The sequence below is a fragment of the Streptomyces sp. NPDC058279 genome (assembly GCF_042881255.1).
Classification (GTDB): Bacteria; Actinomycetota; Actinomycetes; order Streptomycetales; family Streptomycetaceae; genus Streptomyces.
Map to the genome: position 1 here is coordinate 220,407 of NZ_JBHVYA010000004.1, position 25,432 is coordinate 245,838.

At 71.2% G+C, this 25,432-nt stretch carries 24 protein-coding genes, 2 tRNA genes and 1 pseudogene; 10 read left to right on the plus strand and 17 right to left on the minus strand.

Features of this window, described 5'->3' with window-relative positions; genetic code table 11:
- Nucleotides 1-21: 21 nt before the first annotated feature.
- From ACFVXJ_RS10765 to ACFVXJ_RS10790, 6 genes are all read right to left on the minus strand, one after another.
- Nucleotides 22-855 (minus strand): J domain-containing protein, encoded by an 834-nt coding sequence (locus ACFVXJ_RS10765; RefSeq protein ID WP_389661365.1) that lies wholly within the window; start codon nucleotides 853-855, stop codon nucleotides 22-24.
- A 148-nt stretch (nucleotides 856-1,003) separates the two neighbouring features.
- Nucleotides 1,004-2,440: a DUF2252 domain-containing protein gene (locus ACFVXJ_RS10770; protein WP_389661367.1), complete on the minus strand. Its 1,437-nt coding sequence runs from the start codon at nucleotides 2,438-2,440 to the stop codon at nucleotides 1,004-1,006.
- Between the two features lie 67 nt (nucleotides 2,441-2,507).
- Nucleotides 2,508-3,167 (minus strand): response regulator, encoded by a 660-nt coding sequence (locus ACFVXJ_RS10775; protein ID WP_389661369.1) that lies wholly within the window; start codon nucleotides 3,165-3,167, stop codon nucleotides 2,508-2,510.
- An 8-nt stretch (nucleotides 3,168-3,175) separates the two neighbouring features.
- A complete protein-coding gene (locus ACFVXJ_RS10780) occupies nucleotides 3,176-4,840 on the minus strand; it encodes a sensor histidine kinase (RefSeq protein ID WP_389661570.1) in 1,665 nt (554 codons plus the stop codon).
- Nucleotides 4,841-4,868: 28 nt separating this feature from the next.
- Entirely contained in the window at nucleotides 4,869-5,558 is a 690-nt protein-coding gene (locus ACFVXJ_RS10785; RefSeq protein ID WP_389661371.1) for a hypothetical protein, read from the minus strand.
- A gap of 281 nt (nucleotides 5,559-5,839) precedes the next feature.
- Nucleotides 5,840-5,922 (minus strand) — tRNA-Leu (locus ACFVXJ_RS10790).
- 292 nt (nucleotides 5,923-6,214) lie between these two features.
- Between ACFVXJ_RS10790 and ACFVXJ_RS10795 the strand changes: the two genes are divergently transcribed.
- The 6 genes from ACFVXJ_RS10795 to pknB all read left to right on the plus strand — a co-directional run bounded on the left by ACFVXJ_RS10795 (nucleotide 6,215) and on the right by pknB (nucleotide 14,260).
- On the plus strand, nucleotides 6,215-7,051 hold the full coding sequence (locus ACFVXJ_RS10795; RefSeq protein WP_389661373.1) for an FhaA domain-containing protein: 837 nt from the start codon (nucleotides 6,215-6,217) through the stop codon (nucleotides 7,049-7,051).
- 10 nt (nucleotides 7,052-7,061) lie between these two features.
- The gene (locus tag ACFVXJ_RS10800; RefSeq protein ID WP_389661375.1) at nucleotides 7,062-7,559 is read left to right on the plus strand and encodes an FHA domain-containing protein; all 498 of its coding nucleotides are present in this window, start codon (nucleotides 7,062-7,064) and stop codon (nucleotides 7,557-7,559) included.
- 144 nt (nucleotides 7,560-7,703) lie between these two features.
- The gene (locus ACFVXJ_RS10805) at nucleotides 7,704-9,167 is read left to right on the plus strand and encodes a PP2C family protein-serine/threonine phosphatase (RefSeq protein ID WP_389661377.1); all 1,464 of its coding nucleotides are present in this window, start codon (nucleotides 7,704-7,706) and stop codon (nucleotides 9,165-9,167) included.
- A gap of 31 nt (nucleotides 9,168-9,198) precedes the next feature.
- Nucleotides 9,199-10,623, plus strand: a complete 1,425-nt coding sequence (locus ACFVXJ_RS10810; protein ID WP_389661379.1) for an FtsW/RodA/SpoVE family cell cycle protein — start codon at nucleotides 9,199-9,201, stop codon at nucleotides 10,621-10,623.
- Nucleotides 10,620-12,080 carry a peptidoglycan D,D-transpeptidase FtsI family protein gene (locus ACFVXJ_RS10815; RefSeq protein WP_389661381.1) on the plus strand — a complete coding sequence of 487 codons (1,461 nt, stop codon included), beginning with the start codon at nucleotides 10,620-10,622 and terminating at the stop codon, nucleotides 12,078-12,080. The genes ACFVXJ_RS10810 and ACFVXJ_RS10815 overlap by 4 nt, the downstream gene beginning before the upstream one ends.
- Nucleotides 12,081-12,235: 155 nt before the next feature.
- A complete protein-coding gene (pknB, locus tag ACFVXJ_RS10820) occupies nucleotides 12,236-14,260 on the plus strand; it encodes a Stk1 family PASTA domain-containing Ser/Thr kinase (RefSeq protein WP_389661383.1) in 2,025 nt (674 codons plus the stop codon).
- Between the two features lie 77 nt (nucleotides 14,261-14,337).
- Here the strand turns inward: pknB and ACFVXJ_RS10825 are convergent, their stop codons facing one another.
- From ACFVXJ_RS10825 to ACFVXJ_RS10850, 6 genes and pseudogenes are all read right to left on the minus strand, one after another.
- Nucleotides 14,338-15,051 carry a class E sortase gene (locus tag ACFVXJ_RS10825; protein WP_389661385.1) on the minus strand — a complete coding sequence of 238 codons (714 nt, stop codon included), beginning with the start codon at nucleotides 15,049-15,051 and terminating at the stop codon, nucleotides 14,338-14,340.
- Nucleotides 15,052-15,064: 13 nt separating this feature from the next.
- A pseudogene (locus ACFVXJ_RS10830) lies at nucleotides 15,065-15,748 on the minus strand (class E sortase); the annotation flags it as partial.
- A gap of 137 nt (nucleotides 15,749-15,885) precedes the next feature.
- Complete coding sequence (locus ACFVXJ_RS10835; RefSeq protein ID WP_361312817.1) at nucleotides 15,886-16,524, minus strand: aminodeoxychorismate/anthranilate synthase component II; 639 nt, start codon at nucleotides 16,522-16,524, stop codon at nucleotides 15,886-15,888.
- Nucleotides 16,521-16,697 (minus strand): hypothetical protein, encoded by a 177-nt coding sequence (locus ACFVXJ_RS10840; RefSeq protein ID WP_389661388.1) that lies wholly within the window; start codon nucleotides 16,695-16,697, stop codon nucleotides 16,521-16,523. The genes ACFVXJ_RS10835 and ACFVXJ_RS10840 overlap by 4 nt, the downstream gene beginning before the upstream one ends.
- Before the next feature lie 90 nt (nucleotides 16,698-16,787).
- Nucleotides 16,788-17,549, minus strand: a complete 762-nt coding sequence (locus ACFVXJ_RS10845) for a class E sortase (RefSeq protein ID WP_389661390.1) — start codon at nucleotides 17,547-17,549, stop codon at nucleotides 16,788-16,790.
- Nucleotides 17,506-18,294: a DUF881 domain-containing protein gene (locus ACFVXJ_RS10850; protein ID WP_389661392.1), complete on the minus strand. Its 789-nt coding sequence runs from the start codon at nucleotides 18,292-18,294 to the stop codon at nucleotides 17,506-17,508. Before ACFVXJ_RS10850 ends, ACFVXJ_RS10845 begins: the two co-directional genes overlap by 44 nt.
- Nucleotides 18,295-18,385: 91 nt before the next feature.
- Between ACFVXJ_RS10850 and crgA the strand changes: the two genes are divergently transcribed.
- A complete protein-coding gene (gene crgA / locus ACFVXJ_RS10855) occupies nucleotides 18,386-18,640 on the plus strand; it encodes a cell division protein CrgA (protein WP_136210290.1) in 255 nt (84 codons plus the stop codon).
- Between the two features lie 162 nt (nucleotides 18,641-18,802).
- Here crgA and ACFVXJ_RS10860 read toward each other — a convergent pair whose 3' ends face one another.
- Complete coding sequence (locus ACFVXJ_RS10860; RefSeq protein WP_389661395.1) at nucleotides 18,803-19,684, minus strand: rhomboid family intramembrane serine protease; 882 nt, start codon at nucleotides 19,682-19,684, stop codon at nucleotides 18,803-18,805.
- 118 nt (nucleotides 19,685-19,802) lie between these two features.
- Nucleotides 19,803-20,330 (minus strand): peptidylprolyl isomerase, encoded by a 528-nt coding sequence (locus ACFVXJ_RS10865; RefSeq protein ID WP_389661397.1) that lies wholly within the window; start codon nucleotides 20,328-20,330, stop codon nucleotides 19,803-19,805.
- A 176-nt stretch (nucleotides 20,331-20,506) separates the two neighbouring features.
- Between ACFVXJ_RS10865 and ACFVXJ_RS10870 the strand changes: the two genes are divergently transcribed.
- Complete coding sequence (locus ACFVXJ_RS10870) at nucleotides 20,507-21,199, plus strand: DUF5324 family protein (protein WP_389661399.1); 693 nt, start codon at nucleotides 20,507-20,509, stop codon at nucleotides 21,197-21,199.
- A gap of 124 nt (nucleotides 21,200-21,323) precedes the next feature.
- Here ACFVXJ_RS10870 and ACFVXJ_RS10875 read toward each other — a convergent pair whose 3' ends face one another.
- Both ACFVXJ_RS10875 and ACFVXJ_RS10880 read right to left on the minus strand, forming a co-directional pair.
- Nucleotides 21,324-21,761, minus strand: coding sequence for a LysM peptidoglycan-binding domain-containing protein (locus ACFVXJ_RS10875; protein ID WP_389661401.1), 438 nt, complete (start codon nucleotides 21,759-21,761; stop codon nucleotides 21,324-21,326).
- 274 nt (nucleotides 21,762-22,035) lie between these two features.
- A tRNA-Ala gene (locus ACFVXJ_RS10880) sits at nucleotides 22,036-22,108 on the minus strand.
- Between the two features lie 160 nt (nucleotides 22,109-22,268).
- On the opposite strand from ACFVXJ_RS10880, the gene ACFVXJ_RS10885 reads away from it, so the two are divergent.
- Both ACFVXJ_RS10885 and ACFVXJ_RS10890 read left to right on the plus strand, forming a co-directional pair.
- Nucleotides 22,269-22,817: a helix-turn-helix domain-containing protein gene (locus ACFVXJ_RS10885; RefSeq protein ID WP_389661403.1), complete on the plus strand. Its 549-nt coding sequence runs from the start codon at nucleotides 22,269-22,271 to the stop codon at nucleotides 22,815-22,817.
- 33 nt (nucleotides 22,818-22,850) lie between these two features.
- The gene (locus ACFVXJ_RS10890; RefSeq protein ID WP_389661405.1) at nucleotides 22,851-24,035 is read left to right on the plus strand and encodes a serine/threonine-protein kinase; all 1,185 of its coding nucleotides are present in this window, start codon (nucleotides 22,851-22,853) and stop codon (nucleotides 24,033-24,035) included.
- 27 nt (nucleotides 24,036-24,062) lie between these two features.
- On the opposite strand, the gene ACFVXJ_RS10895 is transcribed toward ACFVXJ_RS10890, so the two are convergent.
- Nucleotides 24,063-25,376 (minus strand): hypothetical protein, encoded by a 1,314-nt coding sequence (locus ACFVXJ_RS10895; protein ID WP_389661406.1) that lies wholly within the window; start codon nucleotides 25,374-25,376, stop codon nucleotides 24,063-24,065.
- Between the last annotated feature and the right edge of the window lie 56 nt (nucleotides 25,377-25,432).

Here is a 25,432-nt window from a genome sequence, read left to right on the forward strand (position 1 = left end):
CCGGCCGCCCGGCCGGGCGCCTCACTGCTCGGCGGTCAGACCCGCCAGTTCCGTCTCACGCTGCGAGACGTCGGCCAGCAGCTGCTCGGCGATCTCGTCCAGCAGCCGGTCCGGGTCGTCCGGGGCCATCCGCAGCATCGACCCGATCGCGCTCTCCTCCAGCTCGCGCGCCATCGACGCCAAGAGCTCCTTGCGCCGCGCCAGCCACTCCAGCCGCGCGTACAGCTCCTCGCTCTCGCTCGGCCGTGCCGCCTCCGGCACGGGACCCGCCGCCCACTCCTCGGCCAACTCGCGGAGCAGCGTTTCCTCGCCCCGCCCGTACGCCGCGTTGACCCGGGCGATGAACGCGTCCCGCCGTGCCCGCTCGGCCTCGTCCTGGGCGAGATCCGGATGCGCCTTGCGCACCAGCTCGCGGTAGAGCCGACGCACCTCCTCCGTCGGACGCACCCGCTCCGGCGGGCGCACCGTACGGTCGGTCAGCATCGCGGAGGCGTCGTCGGAGATCCCGTCCGAGCCCATCCAGTCGTGGAACAGCTCATCGACCCCGGGCATCGGCATCACCAGCGACCGCGCGTCGCGGGCCCGCCGCAGGTCCTCGGGATCACCGGTACGCGCGGCCTTCGCCTCCGCGATCAGCGCGTCCAGCTCGTCGAGCCGCGCGTACATCGGGCCGAGCTTCTGGTGGTGCAGCCGGGAGAAGTTCTCCACCTCCACCCGGAAGGTCTCCACCGCGATCTCGAACTCGATCAGCGCCTGCTCGGCGGCGCGCACCGCCCGGTCGAGCCGGGCCTCGGGCCGCTCACCGCCGGAGTCGGCGGGCTCTGGGGGGACTGTCTGCTCCGTGTGCTCGCTCACCCGGCCAGCCTAAGGCCCGGCCGCCCCGGTGCATGTTCCGTGTTTCACGTGAAACATCCGCACGTGAAACATCCACCGTGTTTCACGTGAAACATCCACCGGGACCCGCCGCCCACCGCCCGTCACCCACCGCGGAGGAACCGGCCGGTCAGACGCCGAACTCGGCCGCGATCCGGCCCGACCGGACCGCCGCCACCAGATAGGCGTGGTCGGCCTCGCTCCGGTCCGCGTAGGCCACGGCGAAGGCCGCCATCGCCTCGTCCAGCTCCTCGTTCTTGCCGCAGTACCCCGCGAGCACCCGCGGGTCGGCACTGTGCGCGTGGGCCCGGGCCAGCAGGGCGCCGGTCATCCGCCCGTAGTCGTCGATCTGCTCGGGGGCCAGCGCCGCCGGATCCACACTGCCCTTGCGGTTGCGGAACTGACGGACCTGGTAGGGCCGCCCCTCCACGGTGGTCCAGCCCAGCAGGATGTCGGAAACCACCTGCATCCGCTGCTGCCCTGCCACCACCCGGCGACCCTCGTGCTCCTCCTCCGGCGCGTGGAAGCCCAGCGCGGGCAGGTGCGGGAGCAGCACGGAGGGCCGCGCCTCCTTCACCTGGAGCACCAGCGGCTCCCCACGGTGATCCAGCAGCAGCACCACGTACGAGCGGGTGCCCACGCTTCCGGTGCCGACCACGCGGAACGCCACGTCGTGGATGGCGTACCGGGCCAGCAGCGGCAGTCGGTCGCCCTGCAGGGTGTTCAGGTAGGGGCCCAGCGAGGTCGCCACGGCAGCCGCCTCCTCGTCGCCGACGCGGCGCAGCACCGGAAGGGCGTCCACGAAGCGGCGGAACCCGTCGGGGCCGGGCTCCGTCGACTTGGCCGCGAACCGGGCGGAGGTGTTGTTGCGGGCCTTCTCCGAGACCCGTTCCAGCGTGCCCAGCAGGTCCCGCGCATCGGTGTGCGAGACCAGTTCCTCGTCCGCGATGGCGTTCCACGCGTCGAGCGCCGGCAGCTTGGCCAGCAGCCGCATGGTCCGCCGGTAGGCGCCCACGGCGTCCAGTGCGGCCGCCCGGCAGGTGTCCTCGTCCGCTCCCGCCACCCGACCGGCCAGGACCAGCGAGGTCGCCAGCCGCTTCACGTCCCACTCCCACGGACCGAACACGGTCTCGTCGAAGTCGTTCAGGTCGATGACGAGCCGGCCGCGCGCGTCCCCGTAGAGACCGAAGTTGGCCGCGTGCGCGTCACCGCAGATCTGCGCGCCTACACCGGTCACCGGGCCGCCGGACAGGTCGTGCGCCATCAGGCCCGCCGCGCCCCGCAGGAACGCGAAGGGGTTCGCGGCCATCCGGCCCACGCGGATCGGCGTGAGTTCCGCGACCCGCCCGACGTTGGACTCCTCGACCGCGCGCACGGCGTCCGGCCGTCCGGCCGGAGCCTCGAACCGCGCGTGGGCCGAGCGCGGCACGCGTGCGCGCAGCGCCTTGCCCGTCTCCTTCGCCGAGCCCGCCACGACCCGCGGCGCGAACCCGGCGACGCGCGGTATCCGCCCGGCTCCGGTCGCCGGTCCCGTTTCGACTGTCTGCTCCGCCGGTACCGCCACCATGCGTGCCGCCCCCCACCCGTAACTGCCGTACTTCCCGGCCGATATCAATGATTCGGCCTGACCGTATCTACAGCCCGGCGTCCCTGGCCAGCAGGGCGGCCTGGACCCGGTTCTCGCAGTCCAACTTGGCCAGGATGCGGCTCACGTACGTCTTCACCGTCGCCTCGCTCATGTGCAGCCGTCGGCCGGCGTCCGCGTTGGACAGTCCCTCTCCCAGGAGGGCCAGCACCCCGCGTTCGCGCCCGCTCAGCTCCGCGATCCGGCGCCGGGCCTCCTCGCTCCGCCCCGCGGCCCGTCCCGACGCCAACTGGTCGACGACGTGCCGCGCCGCCCCGGGCGAGAGGTACGCGTCCCCCGCCGCGGCCGCCCGTACCGCCCCGATCAGTTCGCCGGGGGCCGAGTCCTTGAGCAGGAACCCCGCACCGCCCTGCCTCAGGGCCCGCAGGACGTTCTCCCTCTCCCCGAAGGTGGTGAGGACCAGCGCCCGCACGTCGGGCACCGCGCGGCCCAGCTCGTCGAGGGCCGTCAGCCCGTCCATCACGGGCATCTGGATGTCCAGCAACAGCACGTCCGGGGCGTGGGCGCGAGCCAGCTCCACCGCCTCTCGGCCGTTCGCCGCCTCCGCGACGACCTCGATGTCCGGCGCCGAGGTAAGGATCATCCTGATCCCGGCCCGGATCAGCGGCTCATCGTCGGCGATCACCACTCGAATCACTCTGGCCGGCACCCGCGCTCCTACTGTTCGACCTCGTACGCCTGCTTGTCGACGAGCTTGCCGTCCTTGAAGCAGAACCGGAAAGCGGTATCGGTCGTCAGGTGTGAATCCTCCTCGGACAGGAGGACCAGGCAGTGGCTGTCCTCCGGCCGCGGCGGGCCCTTCTGTTCCATGCCCGAGGTCACGAAGTTCTGCCCGTCCGGCAACCGGTCGCGGACCGCCTGCTCCGACTCGCCCACGCGCACCGCGTCGAAGTCGGCGCGGCTGATCATCGCGTCCGTCGCCGAACCCACCACGAGCGCCACGCCGGCCCCGATGACGATGACGAGCGACACCACGGCCGCGAAGGCGATACCGCACCCGAGGGCGACACCCCCGGTGCGGCTGCGGCCACGCACCTCCAACTCGCGGTCCACCGCCGCCCAGTCCAGCTCCGGCGCGGCCTGCGACGCCGGTGGACGGGCCTGTTGGCCGAAGTCGTCGGCGACTTCCTCCGCCCCCGCCGGCTCCGCCCCGTACGGCAGCACACCGGCCACCCGGAACCCCCCGCCGTCGGCGGCGCCCGCGTAGACCATTCCGCCGACCAGCCGGGCCCGCTCCCGCAACCCCGTCAGCCCCTGCCCGCCCGACACCACCTCGGCGCCGCCCGCTCCGGCCGCCGGTCCGTTGGCGATCTCCACCACCAGCGAGTCGTCCTCGTACCGCAGCTCCACCGTGATCCGCGCGCCCGGGGCGTGCTTGTAGGCGTTGGTCAGCGCCTCCTGCACGATCCTGTACGCCGCGTGGTCGCAGGCCGCCGCCAACGGCCTCGGCTGGCCCGAGGTGGTCAGCCGTACGTCGGTCCCGGCGCCCCGGGCCGCCTCCACGATCCCGGCGATGCCCGCCACCCCGCGCGCCGCGGGCTGCGCCACCTCCTCGACCGGGACCGGGGCCTCGACCCCGTCGCGGAGGATGCCGACGACCTCGCGCAATTCATGCATCGCCGCGACCGAGGCGTTCCGCAGCACGCCCACCGCCTCGCGCTGGCGGTCGGTGAGCTTCGGGTCCACCTCCAGCGCTCCCGTGTGCACCGAGATCAACACCAGATGGTGCCCCAGGCTGTCGTGCATGTCCTGCGCGATGCGCTGCCGTTCCCGCAGCCGGGCCTGCCCGGCGACCATCGCCCGCTCGCGCAGCAACTGCCCGTTGCGTTCCTGTAGGGCGCGCAGCAGGGTGCGGCGCTGCGACCAGTAGCGGCCGGCCAGGCCCGGCATCACGGTGGTCGCCAGGAACACCAACGTCGAGAAGACGATCACCAGCAACGGCCGCATGGACGCCCCTTGCCGCACCACGCTCAGGCCGACCTCCGCGACGAAGGCCGCGGTGAAGGCGCCCAGGGCCCGGCCCACCCCGACGATCCTGCGTCCCGCCGACCAACCCAGCAGGCTCGTCACCAACAGGGTTCCGGGCAGGAACGGGGACACGGCCGCCGCCACGACCAAGGTCGCCACCGGCAGCCGGCGCCGCAGCAGCACCAGCAGCGCCACGACGAGGGCGCCGGCCACCATCCGCCGCGGGGAGCCGTGGTCGAGTTCCTCCACCCCGAGGCCGAGCACCACCAGCACTCCCACGAGCGCCAGATCCACCGCCAGGGTGCGCCGGGTCCACGGCTCGGGCCCCTTCAACCAGTCCCGGGCCGCCCGCATTCTCGCCGTCGCATCCACGCGCCCGACCCTAGACACCCCGGCGCTCCGCAGACCGTCCTCTTTCGTCGCGCGCCGCACGCCGAAAGTCGAGGCCGCCCGGACCGGCCACCCGCGCCACCTCCGCCGCGATCAGGCGGGCGGCCTCCGCCGGCCGGTCGGCGGTGAACCGGACCCGACGGGCCATGACGGGCCCACCCCGCCGCAACCGCACCTCCACCGGCGCCGCCAGGACGAGGAGCACGGTGGTGGCGCTGCTCACCGAGCACGCCACCGCCTCGACGTCGTCCGGCGACCGCCGCAGTCCGTGTCCGACCGTCAATCCGTGCTCGACCCGTACGCTCACCACCTCCGCCAGCGGAAGGGTCAGCGCCCGAAAGGGTCCGGTCCGCAGCCGCAACACCCGCCCGTCCAGGAGGTGGGGAGTACGGGCGGTCATCGCGCACACCCCCACACAGAGCACGAACGCGCACCCGACCCACAGCAGGTGGAACACCCGCAGCGCCGCCGGTACCACCGCGTCGACGACGGCTTCGACGACGAGGTCCACCCCGGTCACCGCCCAGATCGCCAGGCGCGCGTCCGCGGAATGGGAGATCGCCCGACCCCCCTCGGGCACCGGCACCGGCGCCCGTCGCAGCCAACCCGCCAGATCCCTCAACAGGGTCGCCGCCCACATCACGGCCGGTCTTCCCGCCGTACCCCCACAGTCCGCGCTCATGCGCCCAGCCTGCCCGCGGCGCCACCGGGCCCGGGGTCACGCATGTCACCGATTTCCGTGGGAATCGCACGGCGCCCTCCATGACGTACGTCACCGGCGCCCGCGCCTGACGCACCCTCATGGAAGCGGTCGGGAACGCGGGCGCCCCACGCGGCCGGTGAGGGCGAAAACCCCGCGAGGGCGAAGCGAAACGAAACGGGCAAAGCGAAACGGCCGCCATCGCTTTCGCGATGACGACCGTTTCGTCGTTGCCAAGAACACCGTTTCATCGGCGTTCTCAGTGGGCGAGGGGGGATTTGAACCCCCACGTCCCGAAGGACACTGGCACCTGAAGCCAGCGCGTCTGCCGTTCCGCCACTCGCCCGAGCAGCTCCCCAGCGGTTCTTCCCTTTCGGGCCGTTCCCCTGGCGACGTCGAAACATTAGCACGTCGGACGGGGTGGAATCACATCGCTTTCCGACCGCCCCCGACCACCGCCACGACGGTCCCCTCCCGCACTCCGCTCCCGGTGCGGGACACTGTTCCCGGAGCGCCCCTACGATCCTTGTGAGCACCAACACTCCTGGGCACAGGACCGGAGGGGAACCACCCGAATCCGCCACGCGTGGATACGATCAGTAAGCAGTACAGGGCGACAACGACGGAGGAGGTGCCCCATGGGAGTTCTGAAGCGGTTCGAGCAGCGACTCGAAGGTCTGGTGAACGGCACCTTCGCCAAGGTCTTCAAGTCCGAAGTACAGCCGGTGGAGATCGCCGGCGCCCTCCAGCGCGAGTGCGACAACAACGCCACGATCTGGAACCGCGAGCGGACCGTCGTCCCCAACGACTTCATCGTGGAACTCAGCACCGGTGACTACGACCGCCTGAGCCCCTACTCCGGCCAGCTCGGCGACGAGCTCGCGGGCCTCGTCCGCGACTACGCCAAGCAGCAGCGCTACAGCTTCATGGGCCCCATCAAGGTGCACCTGGAGAAGGCCGACGACCTGGACACCGGTCTCTACCGCGTCCGCAGTCGCACCCTCGCCTCCAGCACCTCCCAGCCGGGCGCCCCGCAGGGGCAAGGGCAGGGGCAGGCTCCCCAGAGCCCGCAGCAGGGCGGATACGGGTACCCCCCGGTCGCCGCCCCGCCCATGCCCAGCGCCCCGCCGCCCGGCGGTCCCGCCGCACGCCGGGGCGGGCCCGGAGCCGGTCCCGGAGCGGGCGCACCCGGCACCACGCGCCGCTGGATCGAGATCAACGGCACCCGCCACCAGATCTCGCGCCCCACGCTCGTACTCGGCCGAAGCACCGAGGCCGATGTGCGGATCGACGACCCCGGCGTATCGCGCCGGCACTGTGAGATCCGGACCGGAACACCCCCGACGATCCAGGATCTCGGGTCCACCAACGGCATCGTGGTGGACGGGCAGCACACCACCCGCGCTACGCTCCGCGACGGCTCGCGGATCGTCGTGGGCAGCACCACCATCATTTACCGGCAAGCCGAAGGGTGAAGCGGGGGCAATGTCAGAGCTGACCCTGACGGTCATGCGGTTGGGTTTCCTGGCCGTTCTGTGGCTGTTCGTCATCGTGGCCGTCCAGGTCATCCGTAGTGACCTCTTCGGTACGAGAGTCACGCAACGCGGCTCGCGCCGCGGCGGCGCGGGCGGTGCCCCGCAGCAGACGGGGCGCCCCACCGCGCCCCCGCAGCAGCGGCAGCGCCGCGGGGCGCCGACCAAACTCGTCGTGTCCGAGGGCACCCTCACGGGAACCACGGTCGCCCTCTCGGGGCAGACGATCACCCTGGGCCGCGCCCACGACTCCACGATCGTGCTGGACGACGACTACGCGTCCAGCCGTCATGCCAGGATCTACCCCGACACGGACGGCCAGTGGATCGTCGAGGATCTCGGGTCCACCAACGGCACCTATCTCGACCGGACCCGGCTGACCACCCCGACGCCCATCCCGCCGGGCGCCCCGATCCGCATCGGCAAGACCGTCATCGAGCTGCGGAAGTAGTACGAGAATGAGCGAGCGGAGCGAGCGAGCCGCGGCGGTCCGTCCCATCGGGGACACGGAACCGAGCGCGCTCCCGACCGGAGGGTGGGCAGTGTGGCTCGAGACCGGTTGTACCCGGAGGCAGCGTCGACAGGGCAGGTGCGCATGAGTCTGTCCCTGCGGTTCGCCGCCGGATCGCACAAGGGCATGATCCGCGAGGGCAACGAGGACTCCGGTTACGCCGGCCCCCGCCTGCTCGCGATCGCCGACGGCATGGGTGGCCAGGCCGCCGGCGAGGTCGCCAGCTCCGAGGTGATCTCCACCCTCGTGCAGCTCGACGACGACGTCCCGGGCTCCGACATCCTCACCGCCCTCAGCGTCGCCGTGCAGCGCGCCAACGACCAGTTGCGCGTCATGGTCGAGGAGGACCCACAGCTCGAAGGCATGGGCACCACCCTGACCGCCCTGCTGTGGACCGGCCAGCGCCTCGGCCTCGTCCACGTCGGCGACTCCCGTGCCTACCTGCTGCGCGACGGCGTCCTCACGCAGATCACCCAGGACCACACCTGGGTGCAGCGCCTCGTCGACGAGGGCCGCATCACGGAAGAGGAAGCCACCACCCACCCGCAGCGCTCGCTGCTCATGCGGGCCCTCGGCAGCGGCGACATCGTCGAACCGGACCTCTCCATCCGCGAGGTCCGACCCGGCGACCGCTACCTGATCTGCTCCGACGGGCTGTCCGGCGTCGTCTCCCACCAGACGCTGGAGGAGACCCTCGCCGACTACCACGGTCCGCACGAGACCGTGCAGTCCCTGATCCAGCTCGCCCTGCGCGGCGGCGGCCCCGACAACATCACCTGCATCGTGGCCGACGTCCTCGACACCGACAGCGGCGACACCCTCGCCGCCCAGCTCAACGACACCCCGGTCGTCGTCGGCGCGGTCGCCGAGAACCAGCACCAGCTCTTCGACGGCAACGCCATGCAGACCCCGGCCGGCCGCGCCTCCGGGCTCGGCCGCCCGGCCGCACCGCCCGCCGGCGCCTTCGGGCCGCCCGGCAGCGGCGACCACCCCGGCTACGGATACCCCGACCAGGGCCAGGGCGGCGGGTACGGCGGTTTCGGCGACGCCGACAGCGGCGCCTACGACTCCGACTCCGGCTACGAGGACACGTACGACAAGCCCCGCAGGCGCCGCGGCAAAGGGCGCAAGTGGACCACCAGGACCCTGCTCCTGCTCCTCGTCGCGGGTGTGATCGGCGGCGGCGTGTACGCCGGACACCGCTGGACCCAGACCCAGTTCTACGTCGGCGTCAAGGACGAGCACGTCGCGCTGTACCGCGGCATCAGCCAGAATCTCGCCTGGATCCACCTCTCGCAGGTGGAGACCGACCACCCCGACATCGAACTGAAGTACCTGCCGTCCTTCAAGCGCAAGCAGGTCGAGGCCACCATCGGCGAAGGCAGCCTCGACACGGCCCGCAAGAAGATCGACGAGCTCGGCGCCCAGGTGTCCGCCTGCAAGAAGGACGAAGCCCGCCGCGCCGCCGAGGCGCAGAACAGCCCGACACCCGGCCCCAGCCTGACTCCGGCGGAGCAGCAGCTGGCCGCCCAGTGCGAAAAGCCGTAGCCACACGCGGGCGCAGGGGGCCTGCCACACCATGAGCGTTGTCACCAACACGACCACCATCGGCGCGATCGAGCTGCCGAGCCGGCGGAACACCGAGCTCCTGCTGCTCGCCTTCGCCGTGGTCATCCCGATCTTCGCCTACGCCAACGTGGGCCTGTCGATCCACGGCGAGCTGCCCCCGGGCATGCTCACCTACGGGCTCGGCCTCGGCGTGCTCGCCGGTCTGGCGCACCTCGTCGTACGCCGCTACGCCAAGTACGCCGACCCGTTGCTGCTGCCGATCGCCACGCTGCTCAACGGACTCGGGCTCGTGATCATCTACCGGCTCGACCAGTCCGAGCGGCTCCAGAACCTCGCCAAGCGCCAGTTCGGCACGTTCACCGAGTCCGCGCCCCGGCAGATGATGTACACGGCGCTCGCCCTCGCCCTCTTCGCGGTGGTGCTGCTGGTCCTGAAGGACCACCGCGTGCTCCAGCGGTTCACGTACATCTCCATGGCCGCCTCGCTGGTCCTGCTGATCCTGCCCGTCGTCCCGGGCCTGGGCGCCGATGTCTTCGGCGCCAAGATCTGGATCAGCGTCGGCGGTTTCTCCATCCAGCCCGGCGAGTTCGCGAAGATCGTGATCGCGATCTTCTTCGCCGGCTACCTGATGGTGAAGCGCGACGCCCTGGCCCTGGCCAGCCGCCGCTTCATGGGTCTCTACCTGCCGCGTGGCCGCGACCTCGGACCGATCCTGATGATCTGGGCGATGAGCCTGCTCGTCCTGATCTTCGAGAACGACCTGGGTACGTCGCTGCTCTTCTTCGGCATGTTCGTGATCATGCTGTACGTGGCCACCGAGCGCACCAGTTGGATCGTGATCGGTCTGCTCATGTCGGTCGGCGGCGCCGTCGTCGTCGGCACCACCGCCAGCCACGTCAAGGTCCGCGTCACCGCCTGGCTCGACCCGTTCGCCTGCTACAGCAAGTCCGGCGCCTGCGAGCAGGTCGGCCAGTCGATCATGAGCTTCGGTTCCGGTGGGGTCCTCGGCACCGGCTGGGGACAGGGCAACTCGGACCTGATCGGCTTCGCCGCCAACTCCGACTTCATCTTCTCCACCGTCGGCGAGGAGCTCGGGCTCTGTGGCGTCATGGCCTTCCTCCTGCTCTACGGCCTGATCATCGAGCGCGGTGTCCGCACCGCCCTCGCCGCCCGCGACCCGTTCGGCAAGCTGTTCGCCATCGGCCTCTCCGGCGCTTTCTCCCTGCAGATCTTCGTCGTCGCAGGCGGAGTCATGGGCCTCATCCCCCTCACCGGCATGACCATGCCCTTCCTCGCCTCCGGCGGTTCCTCCGTCCTCGCGAACTGGGTGCTCATCGCCATCCTGATCCGGATCAGCGACACCGCGCGCCGCCCGGCCCCGGCTCCCGCCCCGTCCCCCGACTCCGAGATGACCCAGGTGGTCCGCCCGTCATGAACAAGCCCCTGCGCCGCATCTCGCTGTTCTGCGGGCTGCTCGTCCTCGCGCTGCTGATCCGAACGAACTGGCTGCAGTACGTCCAGGCCGAGGAACTCAGCACCCGCAAGGAAAACCGCCGGGTCCAGATCGCCCAGTACGCCACCGAACGCGGCAACATCATCGTCCAGGGCCAGCCCATCACCGGCTCCAAGGTCACCGACGGCAGCGACTTCAAGTTCAAGCGGACCTACACCGACGGCCCCCTCTGGGCGCCGGTCACCGGCTACGCCTCGCAGGCGTTCGGCTCGACGCAGCTGGAGAACATCGACGACGGCATCCTCACCGGCAACGACGACCGGCTCTTCTTCGACCGCACCGTCGGCATGTTCACCGGCGAGAAGAAGCAGGGCGGCAACGTCGTCACCACCCTGAACGCCGCCGCCCAGAAGGCCGCGTACGAGCAGCTCGGCACCAAGAAGGGCGCCGTCGCGGCGATCGACCCGCGGACCGGCGCCATCCTGGCCCTGGTCAGCACGCCGTCCTACGACCCGTCCAAGTTCGCCGGGTTCTCGAAGGACGACGGCAAGGCCTGGCGCGAGCTCAATGACAGCGAGGACAAGAACCTCGTCAACCGCGCCCTGCGCGAGACCTACCCGCCGGGCTCCACCTTCAAGGTCGTCACGGCCTCCGCCGCGCTGGAGAACGGCGTCGTCACCGACATCGACGCGCCCACGGACACCCCCGAGCCGTACATCCTGCCGGGCACCAAGACCCCGATGGTCAACCACGCCAGCGGCTGCGAGAAGTCAAGCCTGAACAACGCGCTGCGGGTCTCCTGCAACTCGGTCTTCGCGAACATGGGCGACAAGGTCGGCCGCGACAAGATGGTCGACATGGCCCAGAAGTTCGGGTTCAACAGCACCATCGACACCCCCGTGCGCGCCTTCGCCAGCGTGTACGACAAGACCATGGGCCGGGACGGCAACGCACAGAGCTCCATCGGTCAGTTCAACACCGCCGCCACCCCGCTCCAGATGGCCATGGTGACCGCGGCCGTCGCCAACGACGGCAAGCTGATGAAGCCGTACATGGTCGACCAGCTGACCGCGCCGAACCTGGACGTGATCGAGAAGCACGAGCCGCAGGAGATGAGCCGGCCCCTCTCCGCCGCCAACGCGCAGAAGGTCCAGCAGATGATGGTCAACGTCGTCGAGAACGGAACCGGCACCCCGGCCAAGATCCCGGGCGTGATCGTCGGCGGCAAGACCGGGACCGCCCAGCACGGCGAGAAGAACGCCAAGCGCCCGTACGCCTGGTTCATCTCCTACGCCAAGCTCCCGGACGGTTCCTCCCCCGTCGCCGTCGCCGTCGTCATCGAGGACAGCGCCGCCGACCGTGAGGACATCACCGGTGGCGGCCTGGCGGCGCCGGTCGCCAAGGCGGTCATGGAAGCCATCGTGAAGAGCAAGGGATGAGAAGCGGAGACAGGATCCGAGCGCTCGGTACCGGTCTCGTATCAGCCTGTGGTCACGAGACGATCACCTCCGATCGGCCGGTAGCCTTTGCGCGAACAGCACACCGCCGGACCACACACAGGTGCGGTCGGGACTGACGGAGAGGGCTGCAAGTTATGGAAGAGCCGCGTCGCCTCGGCGGCCGGTACGAGCTGAGCCACGTGCTCGGCCGTGGTGGCATGGCCGAGGTCTACCTCGGTCACGACACCCGGCTCGGCCGTACCGTCGCCGTCAAGACCCTGCGCGCCGACCTCGCCCGCGACCCGTCCTTCCAGGCCCGGTTCCGCCGCGAGGCCCAGTCGGCCGCGTCGCTCAACCACCCGGCGATCGTCGCCGTCTACGACACCGGCGAGGACTACGTAGACAACATCTCCATCCCGTACATCGTGATGGAGTACGTCGACGGGTCCACCCTGCGCGAACTGCTGCACTCCGGGCGCAAGCTGCTGCCCGAGCGCACCCTGGAAATGACCATCGGCATCCTCCAGGCCCTCGAGTACTCGCACCGCGCCGGCATCGTGCACCGCGACATCAAGCCCGCCAACGTGATGCTGACCCGCACCGGCCAGGTCAAGGTCATGGACTTCGGCATCGCCCGCGCCATGGGCGACTCCGGCATGACCATGACGCAGACCGCCGCCGTCATCGGCACCGCCCAGTACCTCTCCCCCGAGCAGGCCAAGGGCGAGCAGGTCGACGCGCGCTCCGACCTCTACTCCGCCGGCTGCCTGCTCTACGAGCTCCTCTGTGTCCGGCCGCCGTTCGTGGGCGACTCCCCGGTCGCCGTCGCCTACCAGCACGTGCGCGAGGAACCGCAGCCGCCGTCCAACTTCGACCCCGAGATCACGCCGGTGATGGACGCCATCGTCCTCAAGGCGCTGGTCAAGGACCCCGACTACCGCTACCAGTCCGCCGACGAGATGCGCGCCGACATCGAGGCGTGCCTCGACGGGCAGCCCGTCGCCGCGACCGCCGCCATGGGCGCCGTCGGCTACGGCTACGGCGACCAGGGCCACGGGTACGGCCCCCAGGGCTACGACCAGCCCACCACCGCCCTGCGCAGCCCCGACCCCGGCCAGACCTCGATGATGCCCCCGACGGCCCCCGGCGACGGCGGCTACGGGTACGGCGACCAGGGCCACGGCGGCTACGACCAGGGCGGCCACGGCCGGCGACCGCAGAAGAAGAGCCGCGCCTCGACGGTCCTGCTGGCCGTCGCCGCCGTCCTCGTCCTGGTCGGCGCCATCCTCATCGGCCGCACCCTGTTCACCGGTGGCGCCGACAACCGGCCCTCCGTCCCGAAGCTGACCGGCGAGACCTTGGCCTCGGCCCAGGAGCGGGGCAAGAACGTCGGTCTCTCGGTGGTCCAGGACGGCGAAATGGAGTGTGCCGACCAGCCCAAGGGGCGCGTCTGCCAACAGAGCCCGGCGCCGGACACCAAGGTCGACAAGAACTCCCCGGTCAAGGTCAAGATCTCCTCGGGCGCGCCCAAGGTGGGGGTCCCGGACGTCCTGCGGCTCAAGGTCGAGGTCGCCGAGTCCATGTTGACGGGCAAGGGCTTCCAGGTCGACAAGAAGCTCGTCGAGTCCGACCAGTCGCCCGGCATCGTCATGGACCAGGACCCCAAGTCCGACGTCTCGGCGGAGAAGGGTTCGGTCGTCACCCTGACCGTCTCGAAGGAGATCGCGAAGGGCACCGTCCCGGACCTCACCGGCAAGACGCAGGACGTGGCGGCCAAGCTGCTCTCCGACGCCAAGCTCAAGCTCGGCAGCGTCACCGAGGTCGACGCTCCCGCCGGCACGGCGCCGAAGACGATCGTGCAGCAGCAGTACGCGCCGGGCCAGGAGCTGGCCAAGGGCACCACGGTCAACGTCAGCATCGCCAAGGCCGCCCCGGCGACGCCGACGGTGGTGCCGCCGCTGACCGGTCAGACCGTGGCCCAGGCCAAGCTGACCCTCCAGGCGAGCGGCCTCGCATTCGGCTCGGTCCTGGCCGGTCCGACGGACGACAACGCGGTGGTCCTGGACTCGAACCCGGCGGTCGGCGCTCCGGTCCCCACCGGCACGGTGGTCAACGTCCGCACCGCCAAGGGCCAGGACGGGGGCTTCTTCGGCGGCCTCACGGGCGGTACCCGCCGCTGAGCCCGGCCCCGGGCGCCGGCCCGGTTCCACGACAACGGCCCGGTCCTCCCCCTCGGGGGAGGACCGGGCCGTTCCCGTCAGCGCAGTTCCGCGGGCGGGGTGCGCCCGGCGTCCACCTTCTCCGTGCGCACCAGCTCGCCCCACACCACGTACCGGTACTTCGAGGTGTAGACGGGCGTGCAGGTCGTCAGCGTGACGTAGCGTCCCGGGGCGGTCTTGCCCGACTCCTTGGGGACCGGATTGATCACGTCCACGTCGTACTTCGAGGTCTGCCGCAGCTCCGCGAAGACCTTGTAGACGTACCAGGTGTCGCGCGTCTCGAAGACGATCGCGTCGCCGTTCTTCACCTTGTCGATGTCGTGGAACTTCGCGCCGTGTCCGTCGCGGTGCGCCGCCAGCGTGAAGTTGCCCTTCTCCTCCCACGGCAGCGCCGCCTTCACCGGCTCCGTGTAGTACCCGGCGACCCCGTCGTTGAGGACCTCCGGCGAGGTGCCCGGTTTGACCAGCACCTCGCCGTTGTCCATCGCCGGTACGTGCAGGAACCCGACGCCCCCCTGGGTGTCCAGCGCCCCCGGCGCCTCGGGCCCGTTCGTCCCCGGGGCGGTCTGCCACTGCCGGCGGATCTCGTCGGCGCGGGCCGAAGCCTGCCGGTCCGCGAGCACGTTCGTCCACCACAGGGAGTACGCCACGAACAGGCCCAGCACCAGGCCCACGGTGATCAGGAGCTCGCCCAGCAGGCTCAGGAACCCGGCGAGCACACTGCGGCTCTGGGGCGGCGCGGCACGTGACACTGCTTGTTCGTCCTTACGGGCTGGTCAGCGCGGGCGGAGCACCCTTGCTGCGGGGGCGTTCGTCGGTCATCCTGCCCCATACGATCATCCGGTAGGTGCTGGTGAACTCCGGCGTGCAGGTCGTCAGCGTGATGTACCGGCCGGGTCCGGTGAACCCCGAACCCTGGGGGACCGGCTTGATCACCGACACATTGGCCGGCGAGGTCTGCGGCAGCGCGGAGGTCATCTCGTAGGTGTAGTACGCGTCCCGGGTCTCCACCACGATCGGGTCACCCGGCACCAGCCGGTTGATGAAGCGGAACGGTTCGCCGTGGGTGTTGCGGTGACCGGCCAGCGCGAAGTTGCCCTGTGCGTCGGACGGCATCGCCGTTTTCAGCGGCCCCTCGCCGTAGTGACCGACCATCCCCTTGTCGAGCACCTGTGTCTTGCTGACGCCCTCCGCCACCGGCACCTTCACGTCCAGCTTCGGGATGTGCAGGATCGCGAAGCCCTGGCCGGGCTCGAAGGCCGCCGGCGGCGGCGCGGCCGACCCGGCGGGCGCGTGTTCCCAGTTCTGCCGCAGCGAGCCCGCGGCCCCGTCCGCCGTCCGCCCCGCCAGTACGTTGGTGTACCAGAGCTGGTAGGTGACGAACAGCAGCATCACCACCCCGACGGTGATGAACAGCTCCCCGAAGGCCCGGCTCAGCACCACCAGCGGACCGCCCGAGCGCGGGCGCCCGCGGCGACGTCCGCCGCCCCCCTTGCGCGCCCGCGCGTGCGTACGCTTCGCGGCCGCCTGTGCCGCCTTGCGCCGCGCGGCCCGGCCCCCCGTGGGGGCGGACGGCGCGACGGTCGTCACGCGACGGCCTTGCCCACCACCGGGGCCAGCCCCACCGACCGCTCGACGGCGCCGGCGTCACCGCAGCGCACGAGCCAGTTCGCGAGCATCCGGTGACCCCACTCCGTGAGCACGGACTCGGGATGGAACTGGACGCCCTCGACGTCGTGTTCCCGGTGCCGCAGCCCCATGATGATGCCGTCCTCGGTGCGTGCGGTGACCTCCAGCGCGTCGGGCAGGGTCAGCGGCTCGGCCGCGAGCGAGTGGTAGCGGGTCGCGGTGAACGGCGAGGGCAGCCCCGCGAACACGCCGAGCCCCTCGTGCACCACGGGCGAGGTCTTGCCGTGCAGCAGCTCGGGCGCCCGACCGACGACCCCTCCGTAGGCGACGGCCATCGACTGCATGCCGAGGCAGACACCGAAGACCGGGACGCCCGTACCGGCGCAGTGCCGCACCATGTCGACGCAGACGCCCGCCTCCTCCGGGGTTCCCGGGCCGGGCGACAGCAGCACGCCGTCGAAGCCGTCCTGGGCGTGGGCGAGCTCCACCTCGTCGTTGCGCAGGACCTCGCACTCGGCGCCGAGCTGGTAGAGGTACTGGACCAGATTGAAGACAAAGCTGTCGTAGTTGTCGACAACCAGAATGCGCGCGCTCACGGAGCAGCTCCCGATCCCTCGTCCACCGTCACGTCGTTGAACGGAAGGAGCGGCTCGGCCCACGGGAAGACGTACTGGAACAGTACGAACACCACCGCGAGGACCAGTACGAGCGAGATCAGCGCGCGCACCAATGCGTTGCCGGGCAGGTGCCGCCAGATCCAGCCGTACATCGCGCCTGCTTCCCTCTCGTTCCACGTTCCTCCCACGCACCGCGGGAGCGGTACCGCAACAGACTAAAGCCAGCGGCCGTAAGAGGGGGGTCACCTCGGTAATCCCTCCGGCGGCCCCTGGCCGGCCGGCCGGGCCCCGGTGAGCTCCGCCCACACCACCAGGCGGTGGCTGTGGCCCCATTCCGGCTCGCAGGTGGTCAGCGTCAGGTACCGGCCGGGGGCGGTGAAGGGGGAACCGCCCGGCACCGGGTCGATCACCCCGGTCTCGGTGGGCAGGATGCGCAGTGGCTCCACCCGGACGGTGTACGTGTACCAGGCCGCGGAGTCCTTGACGATCACGGCGTCGCCGGGGCGGAGCTCCGGCACGTCCTTGAAGGGGTCTCCGTACGTCCGCCGGTGCCCGGCCACCGAGAAGTTCCCGGTCTCCCCGGGGCGGGCCGTGCCCGGGTAGTGGCCGAGGCCCTTCTTGAGGGTGTCCGGGCCGGTGCCCTCCAGCACGGGCTTGTTCCAGTCCGCGCCGAAGCGGGGGACGTACATCTCGGCGAAGGGCCGCCCGTCGGTCAGCGGCGACCGGGCGGCGGGCGTGGGTGGTGCGGCGGGTGCGGGGGCGGGTGCGGACGGCGCCGCGTGCCCGGCGGGCCGTTCGGGGGCCGACCAGCTCTCGCGCAACCGGGCCATCTCGCCGTCCATGGCACGATCGGCCCGGACGCCCGTCCACAGCAGCAGGTACGCCACGAACAGCACGATCAGCGTGCCGACCGTCAGGCACACCTCGCTGAACGTCCGTACGAGCAGGCGCAGTACGGCGTCAGGGCGTCGGCGTGGACGTGGCGGGTTCCACCGGCTTCGCATAGTGGAGGTCCACTGTGCCGGAGTAGCCGGGCAGTGTCAGTGCCTTGTGCTCGTCCACTTTCCAGCCGAGGCCGTACGCGGTGACGTACAGCTGGTAGTTCTGCAGGGCCGGCGAGGCCGCCAGCGCCTTGCGCAACGCGCCCGGGTCGCCGACCGCCGAGACCTTGTACGGGGGCGAATAGACCCGACCCTGGAGGATCAGCGTGTTGCCGACGCAGCGCACGGCGCTGGTGGCGATCAGGCGCTGGTCCATGATCTGGATGCCCGTCGCGCCACCCTGCCACAGCGCGTTCACCACGGCCTGGAGGTCCTGCTGGTGGATGACCAGGTCGTTGGGCTGGGGATCGGGCACATTGGGGATGCGGGGGGCGGCGTTCGGGGGAGCGTCGTTGAGGGTGACCGTCAGCCCCTTGCCGGAGATCTCCTCGGTGCCGGAGGCGGCGCGCAGGGCGGCCAGTTTGGCGTCCTCGGCCTTGGTGCTGCCGTCGTCGCGCTCGGCGAGGGCGTCCACCTGGGCCCGGACGGCCGCGGTCGTCTTCTCCAGCTCGCCGTTGTTCTGGCTGCGTTCGTGGATGAGGTCGGAGAGTTTGAGGAGCGAGGCGTCCGTGCGGATGTTCGTACCCTTGGACGTGTTGAAGCTGGTGACGAAGATGAGGCCCGCGAGGGCGAAAACGGCGGCGGTCAGCAGCCGGACCGGCCGGAGCCGGCGGCGGGGACCCGCGGAGGAGTCGTCGGAATCGCTCAACGTACCCTTCTCCTTCAACGCCACAGGTCCACTACGCTAACGGACGCCCGGGGCAGGCAAGGTCCCCAGCGCATCGACAGGAGAGCCCCTCGTGCCGAAGTCACGTATCCGCAAGAAGGACGACTACACGCCGCCGCCGACGCGGCAGCCGCAGGCGATCAGGTTGACGAACCGCAGCTGGGTCGCCCCGGTCATGCTGGCCTTCTTCCTCATCGGCCTCGCCTGGATCGTCGTCTTCTATGTGACCGACACCCAGTTGCCCGTCGAATCACTGGGCAACTGGAACATCGTGGTCGGTTTCGGCTTCATCGCGGCGGGCTTCGGCGTCTCGACGCAGTGGAAGTAGCCCGGCGGGCATAGCGCACTTCCGCCACCGAAGGAAGCTCTCCCCATGAGTTATCCACAGCGTCATCCACACCTGAGGAAAAGGCAGAAGATCTGTGGATAACTCTGTGGAGAGTTGACGCCGGTGTGATCAGGTGAGCGGCTCCGGCAGGTCGGGCGGCGCTCAGCCGAGCGCTGTCAGCTGGGCCGTTCTGATCACGATCAGCAGCACTGCCAGCAGGAACACCGCGGCGCAGCTCCCCCACTGGACGAGGGCCCGCTTGCGGCCGGCGGCCGGCGCGAGCAGCCCCAGGGTGACCAGCGCCCCGGTCACCAGGCCGCCCACGTGCGCCTGCCAGGACACGCTCATGCCGCCGATCCGGACGAAGGTCAGCACCAGCATCAGGGCGACCATGACGAGCACCGGTCGCATCTCGTACCGCATCCGCCGCGCGAGGACGGCCGTGGCGCCGAGCAGGCCGAAGACGGCGCCCGACGCGCCCAGCGTCGCCGTGTTCGGGGCGGTCAGCAGATAGACGAGGGCACTGCCGCCCACCCCCGACAGCAGGTACACGGCCAGGTAGCGGGCCCGGCCCAGGGCCGCCTCCAGCGGGCCGCCGAGCACCCACAGACCGATCATGTTGCCGATCAGGTGCCACCACTCGGTGTGCAGGAACACCGACGTCAGCAGCCGGTGGTACTCGCCGGTCGACACCCCCTCCAGGGGGGCTCCGTAGAACTCCACGTAGCGGCCGAGAAGCTCCAGCCGTAGGGGCAGGCCGGGGACCAGTTGCGCGAGGAGGAACACCGCGACGTTGAGGCCGATCAGGATCTTGGTGACCAGGTGCGGATCGGCGGCGACCGCGCCGCCCGCCAGGGTCCGCGGCGCGTTCGCGGCGGGACGGTGACCGGTGCCCGAACCCTCCCGGACGCACTCGGGGCACTGGAAGCCGACCGAGGCGCTGATCATGCACTCCGGGCAGATCGGGCGCTCGCAGCGGACACAGCGAATCCCCGTGTCGCGATCCGGGTGGCGATAACAGCCCGGCAGGCGGTCGGTGTCCATCGATCCCCTCGGTCTTCGGCGGGACCGGCGCGGGCGCCGCCCCACCGGTCCGGTCACGGTACGTATCGAGGACGGACGGGCGGGGCGGAAAGGTTCCCGACGCGGCGCCGGGGCGGGGTCAGCGCTTCTCGACGACCACACTGCGGATGATCACGTCGTCCTGCGGCCGCTCGGTGCGCGGGTTGGTCGGCAGGGCGGCGATCTCGTCCACGACCTTCCGGCTGGCCTTGTCGGTGACCTCGCCGAAGATGGTGTGCTTGCGGGTCAGCCAGGCGGTGGGCGCGACGGTGATGAAGAACTGCGAGCCGTTGGTGCCCGGGCCGGCGTTGGCCATGGCGACCAGGTACGGCTTGGTGAAGGCCAGGTCCGGATGGAACTCGTCGGCGAACTGGTAGCCGGGGCCTCCGGTGCCGTTGCCGAGCGGGTCGCCGCCCTGGATCATGAAGCCGCTGATGATGCGGTGGAACACCGTGCCGTCGTACAGCGGGTCCGTGGTCTTCTGACCGTCCGTCGGCCTGGTCCACTCGCGCTCGCCGGTGGCCAGCTCCACGAAGTTCCGTACGGTCTTCGGAGCGAAGTTCGCCAGCAGCTCGATCTCGATGTCGCCGTGGTTCGTCTTCAACGTGGCGTAGAGCTTCTCGGCCAACGGGATCTGCCTTCCCTCGTGCTCACTGTGGTTCCCGATCCTCCCACGGTGCGGCCCGGCGCACAGAAACCCTCCACCCGTATGCCCTGTCACACATGCCCGTTGGTGTCGGGGCAGGCATGATCCGACAAAGGGTGGAAAGGTGAACTGTGTCCGCCACCGAGGAGGAGGATCCCGTGACCCGCAAGGACAGCGTGCGCCTGGCAGCCGAGAACGCCAGGGAGAGCATGCGGCACGCAGCGGAAGTGGTGGCGCCGTACGCAGGAACCGCCAAGGACGCGGCTGTGCAATACGCGCACGAGGCGAACGAGCGGCTGGCGCCGAAGGTCTCGTACGCGGCCGGTGAGGCCGCACGCCAGGCCCGCACGACCTACGACAGCCATCTGCACCCGCGGCTCAAGGCAGCGCGGGCGCACGTGCCGCCGCCGGTCGACCGCGCCGCCTCGACCGCGGTGCACCAGACGCGCCGGGTGGCGCGCCAGGCCGCCGACTACACGCAGCCCCGACTGGAAAGCGCGCTCGCGGCCGCCCAACCCATGGCGGAGGAGGCCGCGTCACGTTCCGCGGCGGCGTTCGCGGCGCTGCGCGGCCAGGTGACGGCCGAGGAGGTGCGGCGGCTGGTGCGCAAGCACGAGCGACGGGCACGCGCGGGCCGACTGCTCAAGGGCCTCGCGGTGGCCGGTGTCCTCGCGGGCGCCGCCTACGCGGCATGGAGGTGGTGGGACCAGCAGTCCAACCCGGACTGGCTGGTGGAGCCGCCGGCCGCCACGGAGCTGTCGGGGCGCGACGCGGAACCGGCCGACTTCGACGACGAACTGGCGGCCAAGGAGAACGAGGCGAACTCGAACGGCGAGTCGCAGCAGCCGTAGCCGACCACCCGAGCACGGTGAAGGGGCCCGGATCCAGCCGATCCGGGTCCCTTCACCGTGTCCGCGGGCCCTGCTGTTCCCGGGTCCCGCCCCGCCCCCTCGGCTCAGCTCGGCTCGGCTCAGCTCAGCTCGGGAGCATGAGCACCATGCCCGGACGGATCATGTCCGGGTTCGGGCCGACGACCGACTTGTTCATGGCGTAGAGCTCGCGCCAGCGCCCCTCGTTGCCCAGCTCCCGCCGGGCGATCGCGGAGAGGGAGTCGCCCGTCTTGACGATGTAGGTGCGCTGCGCCTCGGACGGCGGCTTCGGCGCCGCCGGAACCGCCTTGTGCGCGGCCGAGGCCGGAGTCGGCGTCTTGTGCTGCACGTGCCCGGGCGCCGGCTTCGGCGGCGCCGGTGCGGCCGCCGCCCTGGCGGACGAAGCGGCGTCGGTGTACTTCCCGCCCATGTCGTTGGGGCCCGTCGGCCTGGCCGGGGTCTGCTGCTCGACCTGCTCCTTCGCCTTCTCGGCGGCCTCTTCCTGCCTCTTCTTGTCGGACTTCAGGAAGTCGAAGATTCCCATGGTGTGTGCGCCTCCGGCGTGGTTTCGCCCCCCTGCTCACAGTGCCTCACCCCACTCTCGGCCACCATCCGCGCCCCGGCCCGATGACTGCCCCGTCCGGGCGACGCGGCCGCCCGCGCGGAGCGGTCCGCGAAGCCCGCCTCCCGGCCCGGGCGATGTTTCACGTGAAACAGCCGCCCGGGCGGCTGCGCCCGCCGCCGGACGGTACCCGCCCACAGCGACAAAAAGACCCCCTTGACCAGCGTTTCCGCAGGTCAAGAGGGTCTTCTAAAGGTGGAGCCTAGGAGATTCGAACTCCTGACATCTGCCTTGCAAAGGCAGCGCTCTACCAACTGAGCTAAGGCCCCGAAAACGGATACGCCCGTCCCCCGGTGAAGGAGTGGTCGTTCCGCAGAACAGAGTACCGGGTGTACCCCCTCATCCCGCAAAATGATAGGGACTCCCGCCCCGCGACCACGCTCCGTAAGATGCTCGCGAGGTTCGCACCAGCGAAGGGGAGTTGTCAGCGTGGACGCAGTACAGCAAGAGGCCACCGCCAGAGCCAGGGAGCTCCAGCGCAGTTGGTACGGCGAGCCTCTGGGAGCGCTCTTCCGCCGGCTCATAGACGACCTGGGGCTGAACCAGGCCCGCCTCGCTGCCGTTCTCGGCCTGTCGGCCCCGATGTTGTCCCAGTTGATGAGCGGCCAGCGCGCCAAGATCGGAAATCCGGCCGTGGTCCAGCGGGTCCAGGCGCTCCAGGACCTCGCCGGCCAGGTCGCCGACGGCAGCGTCAGCGCGGCCGAGGCCACCGACCGCATGGACGAGATCAAGCGGACCCAGGGGGGCTCCGTGCTCAGCAACAGCGGTCAGACGACCACCGGTTCGGGCGCTCCCACGGTCAAGCGGGTCGTGCGCGAGATCCAGTCCCTGCTGCGGTCGGTGTCCGCGGCCGGCGACATCATCGACGCGGCGGACACGCTCGCCGCCAGCCATCCGGAACTCGCCGAGTTCCTCCGGGTCTACGGAGCCGGCCGCACCTCCGACGCGGTCGCCCACTACGAGGCCCACCAGAACTGACCGCGCGAGCGACGACGGGGGACGGGCACAGCGATGGGTGAGGTCTTCGCCGGCCGGTACGAACTGGTCGACCCGATCGGACGGGGCGGCGCCGGCGCCGTCTGGCGGACCTGGGACCACCGCCGTCGCCGGTACGTCGCCGCGAAGGTCCTCCTCCAGGGTGACGCCCACACCCTGCTGCGCTTCGTGCGCGAGCAGGCCCTGCGGATCGATCACCCCCACGTCCTGGCCCCGGCCAGTTGGGCGGCGGACGACGACAAGGTCCTGTTCACCATGGACCTCGTCGGCGGCGGTTCCCTGGCCCATGTGATCGGGGACTACGGACCGCTGCCGCCCCGCTTCGTGTGCACCCTGCTCGACCAGCTCCTCTCGGGGCTGGCGGCGGTGCACGCGGAGGGCGTCGTCCACCGCGACATCAAACCGGCCAACATCCTGATGGAGGCGACCGGGACGGGCCGACCCCACCTGCGGCTGTCCGACTTCGGTATCTCGATGCGCAAGGGTGAGCCCCGCCTCACCGACACCCACGTCGTCGTGGGAACGCCGGGGTACTTCGCCCCCGAGCAAATGCTGGGCGCCGAGCCGGACTTCCCCGCCGACCTCTTCGCCGTCGGTCTGGTCGCGCTGTACTTGCTGCAAGGGAGCAGGCCCGATGCCCGGGAGCTCGTCGAGCACTTCCTGACCCGGGGAACACCCGTCGCACCCGAGGGCGTCCCCGCAGCCCTGTGGGGCGTCATCGCGAACCTCCTGCACCCGAACCCGGAGAAGCGGTTCCGGACCGCCACAGGGGCCCGCAAGGCCCTTGCCGAGGCCGTCGAGCTGCTGCCGCCGGCTCCGCCGGACGAAGAACCCGTCGACGTGTTCGACCAACTCGGGCCGCTCCCGGCCGGTTTCGGCCCCCTCGGGCCCGAAACCCCCCAGAGTCCGGGAGCGCCCCACACTCCACAGACACCGCGGACCGCGCCGCCCCCGGTCGCCGTCACCCCCGAAGCCGCCCCGACCCCGACCCCTGCCCCGCCGCACCCGGTGTTCGGACCCCCGGTGGGCTACGGCCCCTCGGAGACCGGGAGCTTCCACCTCCCCCCGCCCGCCGCGCCACCTCAACCGCCGCGGGGCCGCCGCGGGATCACCCCGCCCCCGCGCCGCGTCACGGCCGCCGTTCTCACCGCAGCCCTGCTCTGCTTCGCGGTCGGCACCTGGGCACTGACCCGGATCTAGCGGGTGTCCGACGAGAGAGGTCCACCACTAGCCGCCGGGCCTCGCGGCACCGCTGCGCCGGGCCAGCAGGAACCAGCCTCCGAGCCCGAGCAGCAGCAGCGCCCCGGTGCCGAAGCCCGCGCCCGCCACCACCCGCAGCACCGAGCGGTCGGCCTCCGCCGCGACGGCCTCCGGACCGGTGAGCCCCTCCTTCGCGGCGCTCCGGTCGGCGGGTCCCACCCCGAACCCGGCCGCGTCCAGGCTCTCCCGGTACGCGGGCGCCTTCCCCGGGGCGCCGATGACGTCCATCCGCAGCGTCAGCGGCACCGGCGTCGCGTCCCGCGTGAACTCCGCCACCTTCCCGCCCAGCGTGACCGCGAGGTAGTACCAGCCGGCCACTCCCGTCCCGCGCTCCTCGGCGTCGTCCGCGTAGCGGTTCTCGTACGCCACCGGCGCCGTCTTCGGAAGCGTGACGGCCGCCTGCTTCCCGTCGTAGGAGGTGTCCTTGGAGTCGACGAGGCCCCGGTACGGGGTGTACAGCGAGACGGTGAGCCCGCCGGCGGCGGAGCCGTACGGCTTGGTCATCTCGGCGGCCGCGATCTCCGCGCCGATCCCCAACTGCTGTCCCCAGTCAAGCGGGACGCGGTAGTACCGGGTCTGCCCGGGCCGCAGGTCGTCGCGCCACACCCCGCTGCCCACGGCGCGCGCGTCGTTGAAGCCGGTCCCGCCGGTACGGGCCACCGCTTCCGTACCCGGCAGCGTCGGCGAGGCCGAGGGCCACACACTGGGCGCGACCGTGGGCGCGGCGCCGCCCAGGCCGGGCTCGCGTCGGACCAGGAGTTCCACCGGCCAGGGCCCCTGGGCGGAGTCCTTGGCCGCGGTCCGGGTCACCTTGGCGTAGTAGATGCCGGCCGCCTGGCAATCGGCGTCCTCCCGGACCCGGCGGACGGCCGCCGCCGCGATCGGGACGGGGTCGTAACCGAAGCCCGCGCGGCCCGGGTTGGGGCAGCGCCGGCCCTCCTTCGTCATGACCTCGACCTCGATGCCGTCGCTGTTGCCCACCTTGGCGCCCTTGGCGGGCCGGACCACGGCGGAGACGTAGACATCGGACGTGTCGTCGAGGGTCAGCCGGTAGAAGCGTTCGCCGGGGGAGACGGTGTCCTCGTAGAACGTCCCGGGCTCCAGCAGCGGGGCGTCCGCGCTGGAGGGTTTGCCCCGCACGGTCCGGGCCCCGTCGGCCGCGCGGTACTCCGGCAGCGGCCCCGGCGCGGCTCCGGCCGCGAACGCGGCCCCCGACGCCCCGATCCCGATCCCCGGCGCCGCCCCGACCGCCAACCCCACGGCCACCGCCCCGACCAGCACCGTTCTCCGTACCCGGCCCCTCACGCGCACCCACACCCCGGATTCACTCCCGCAAG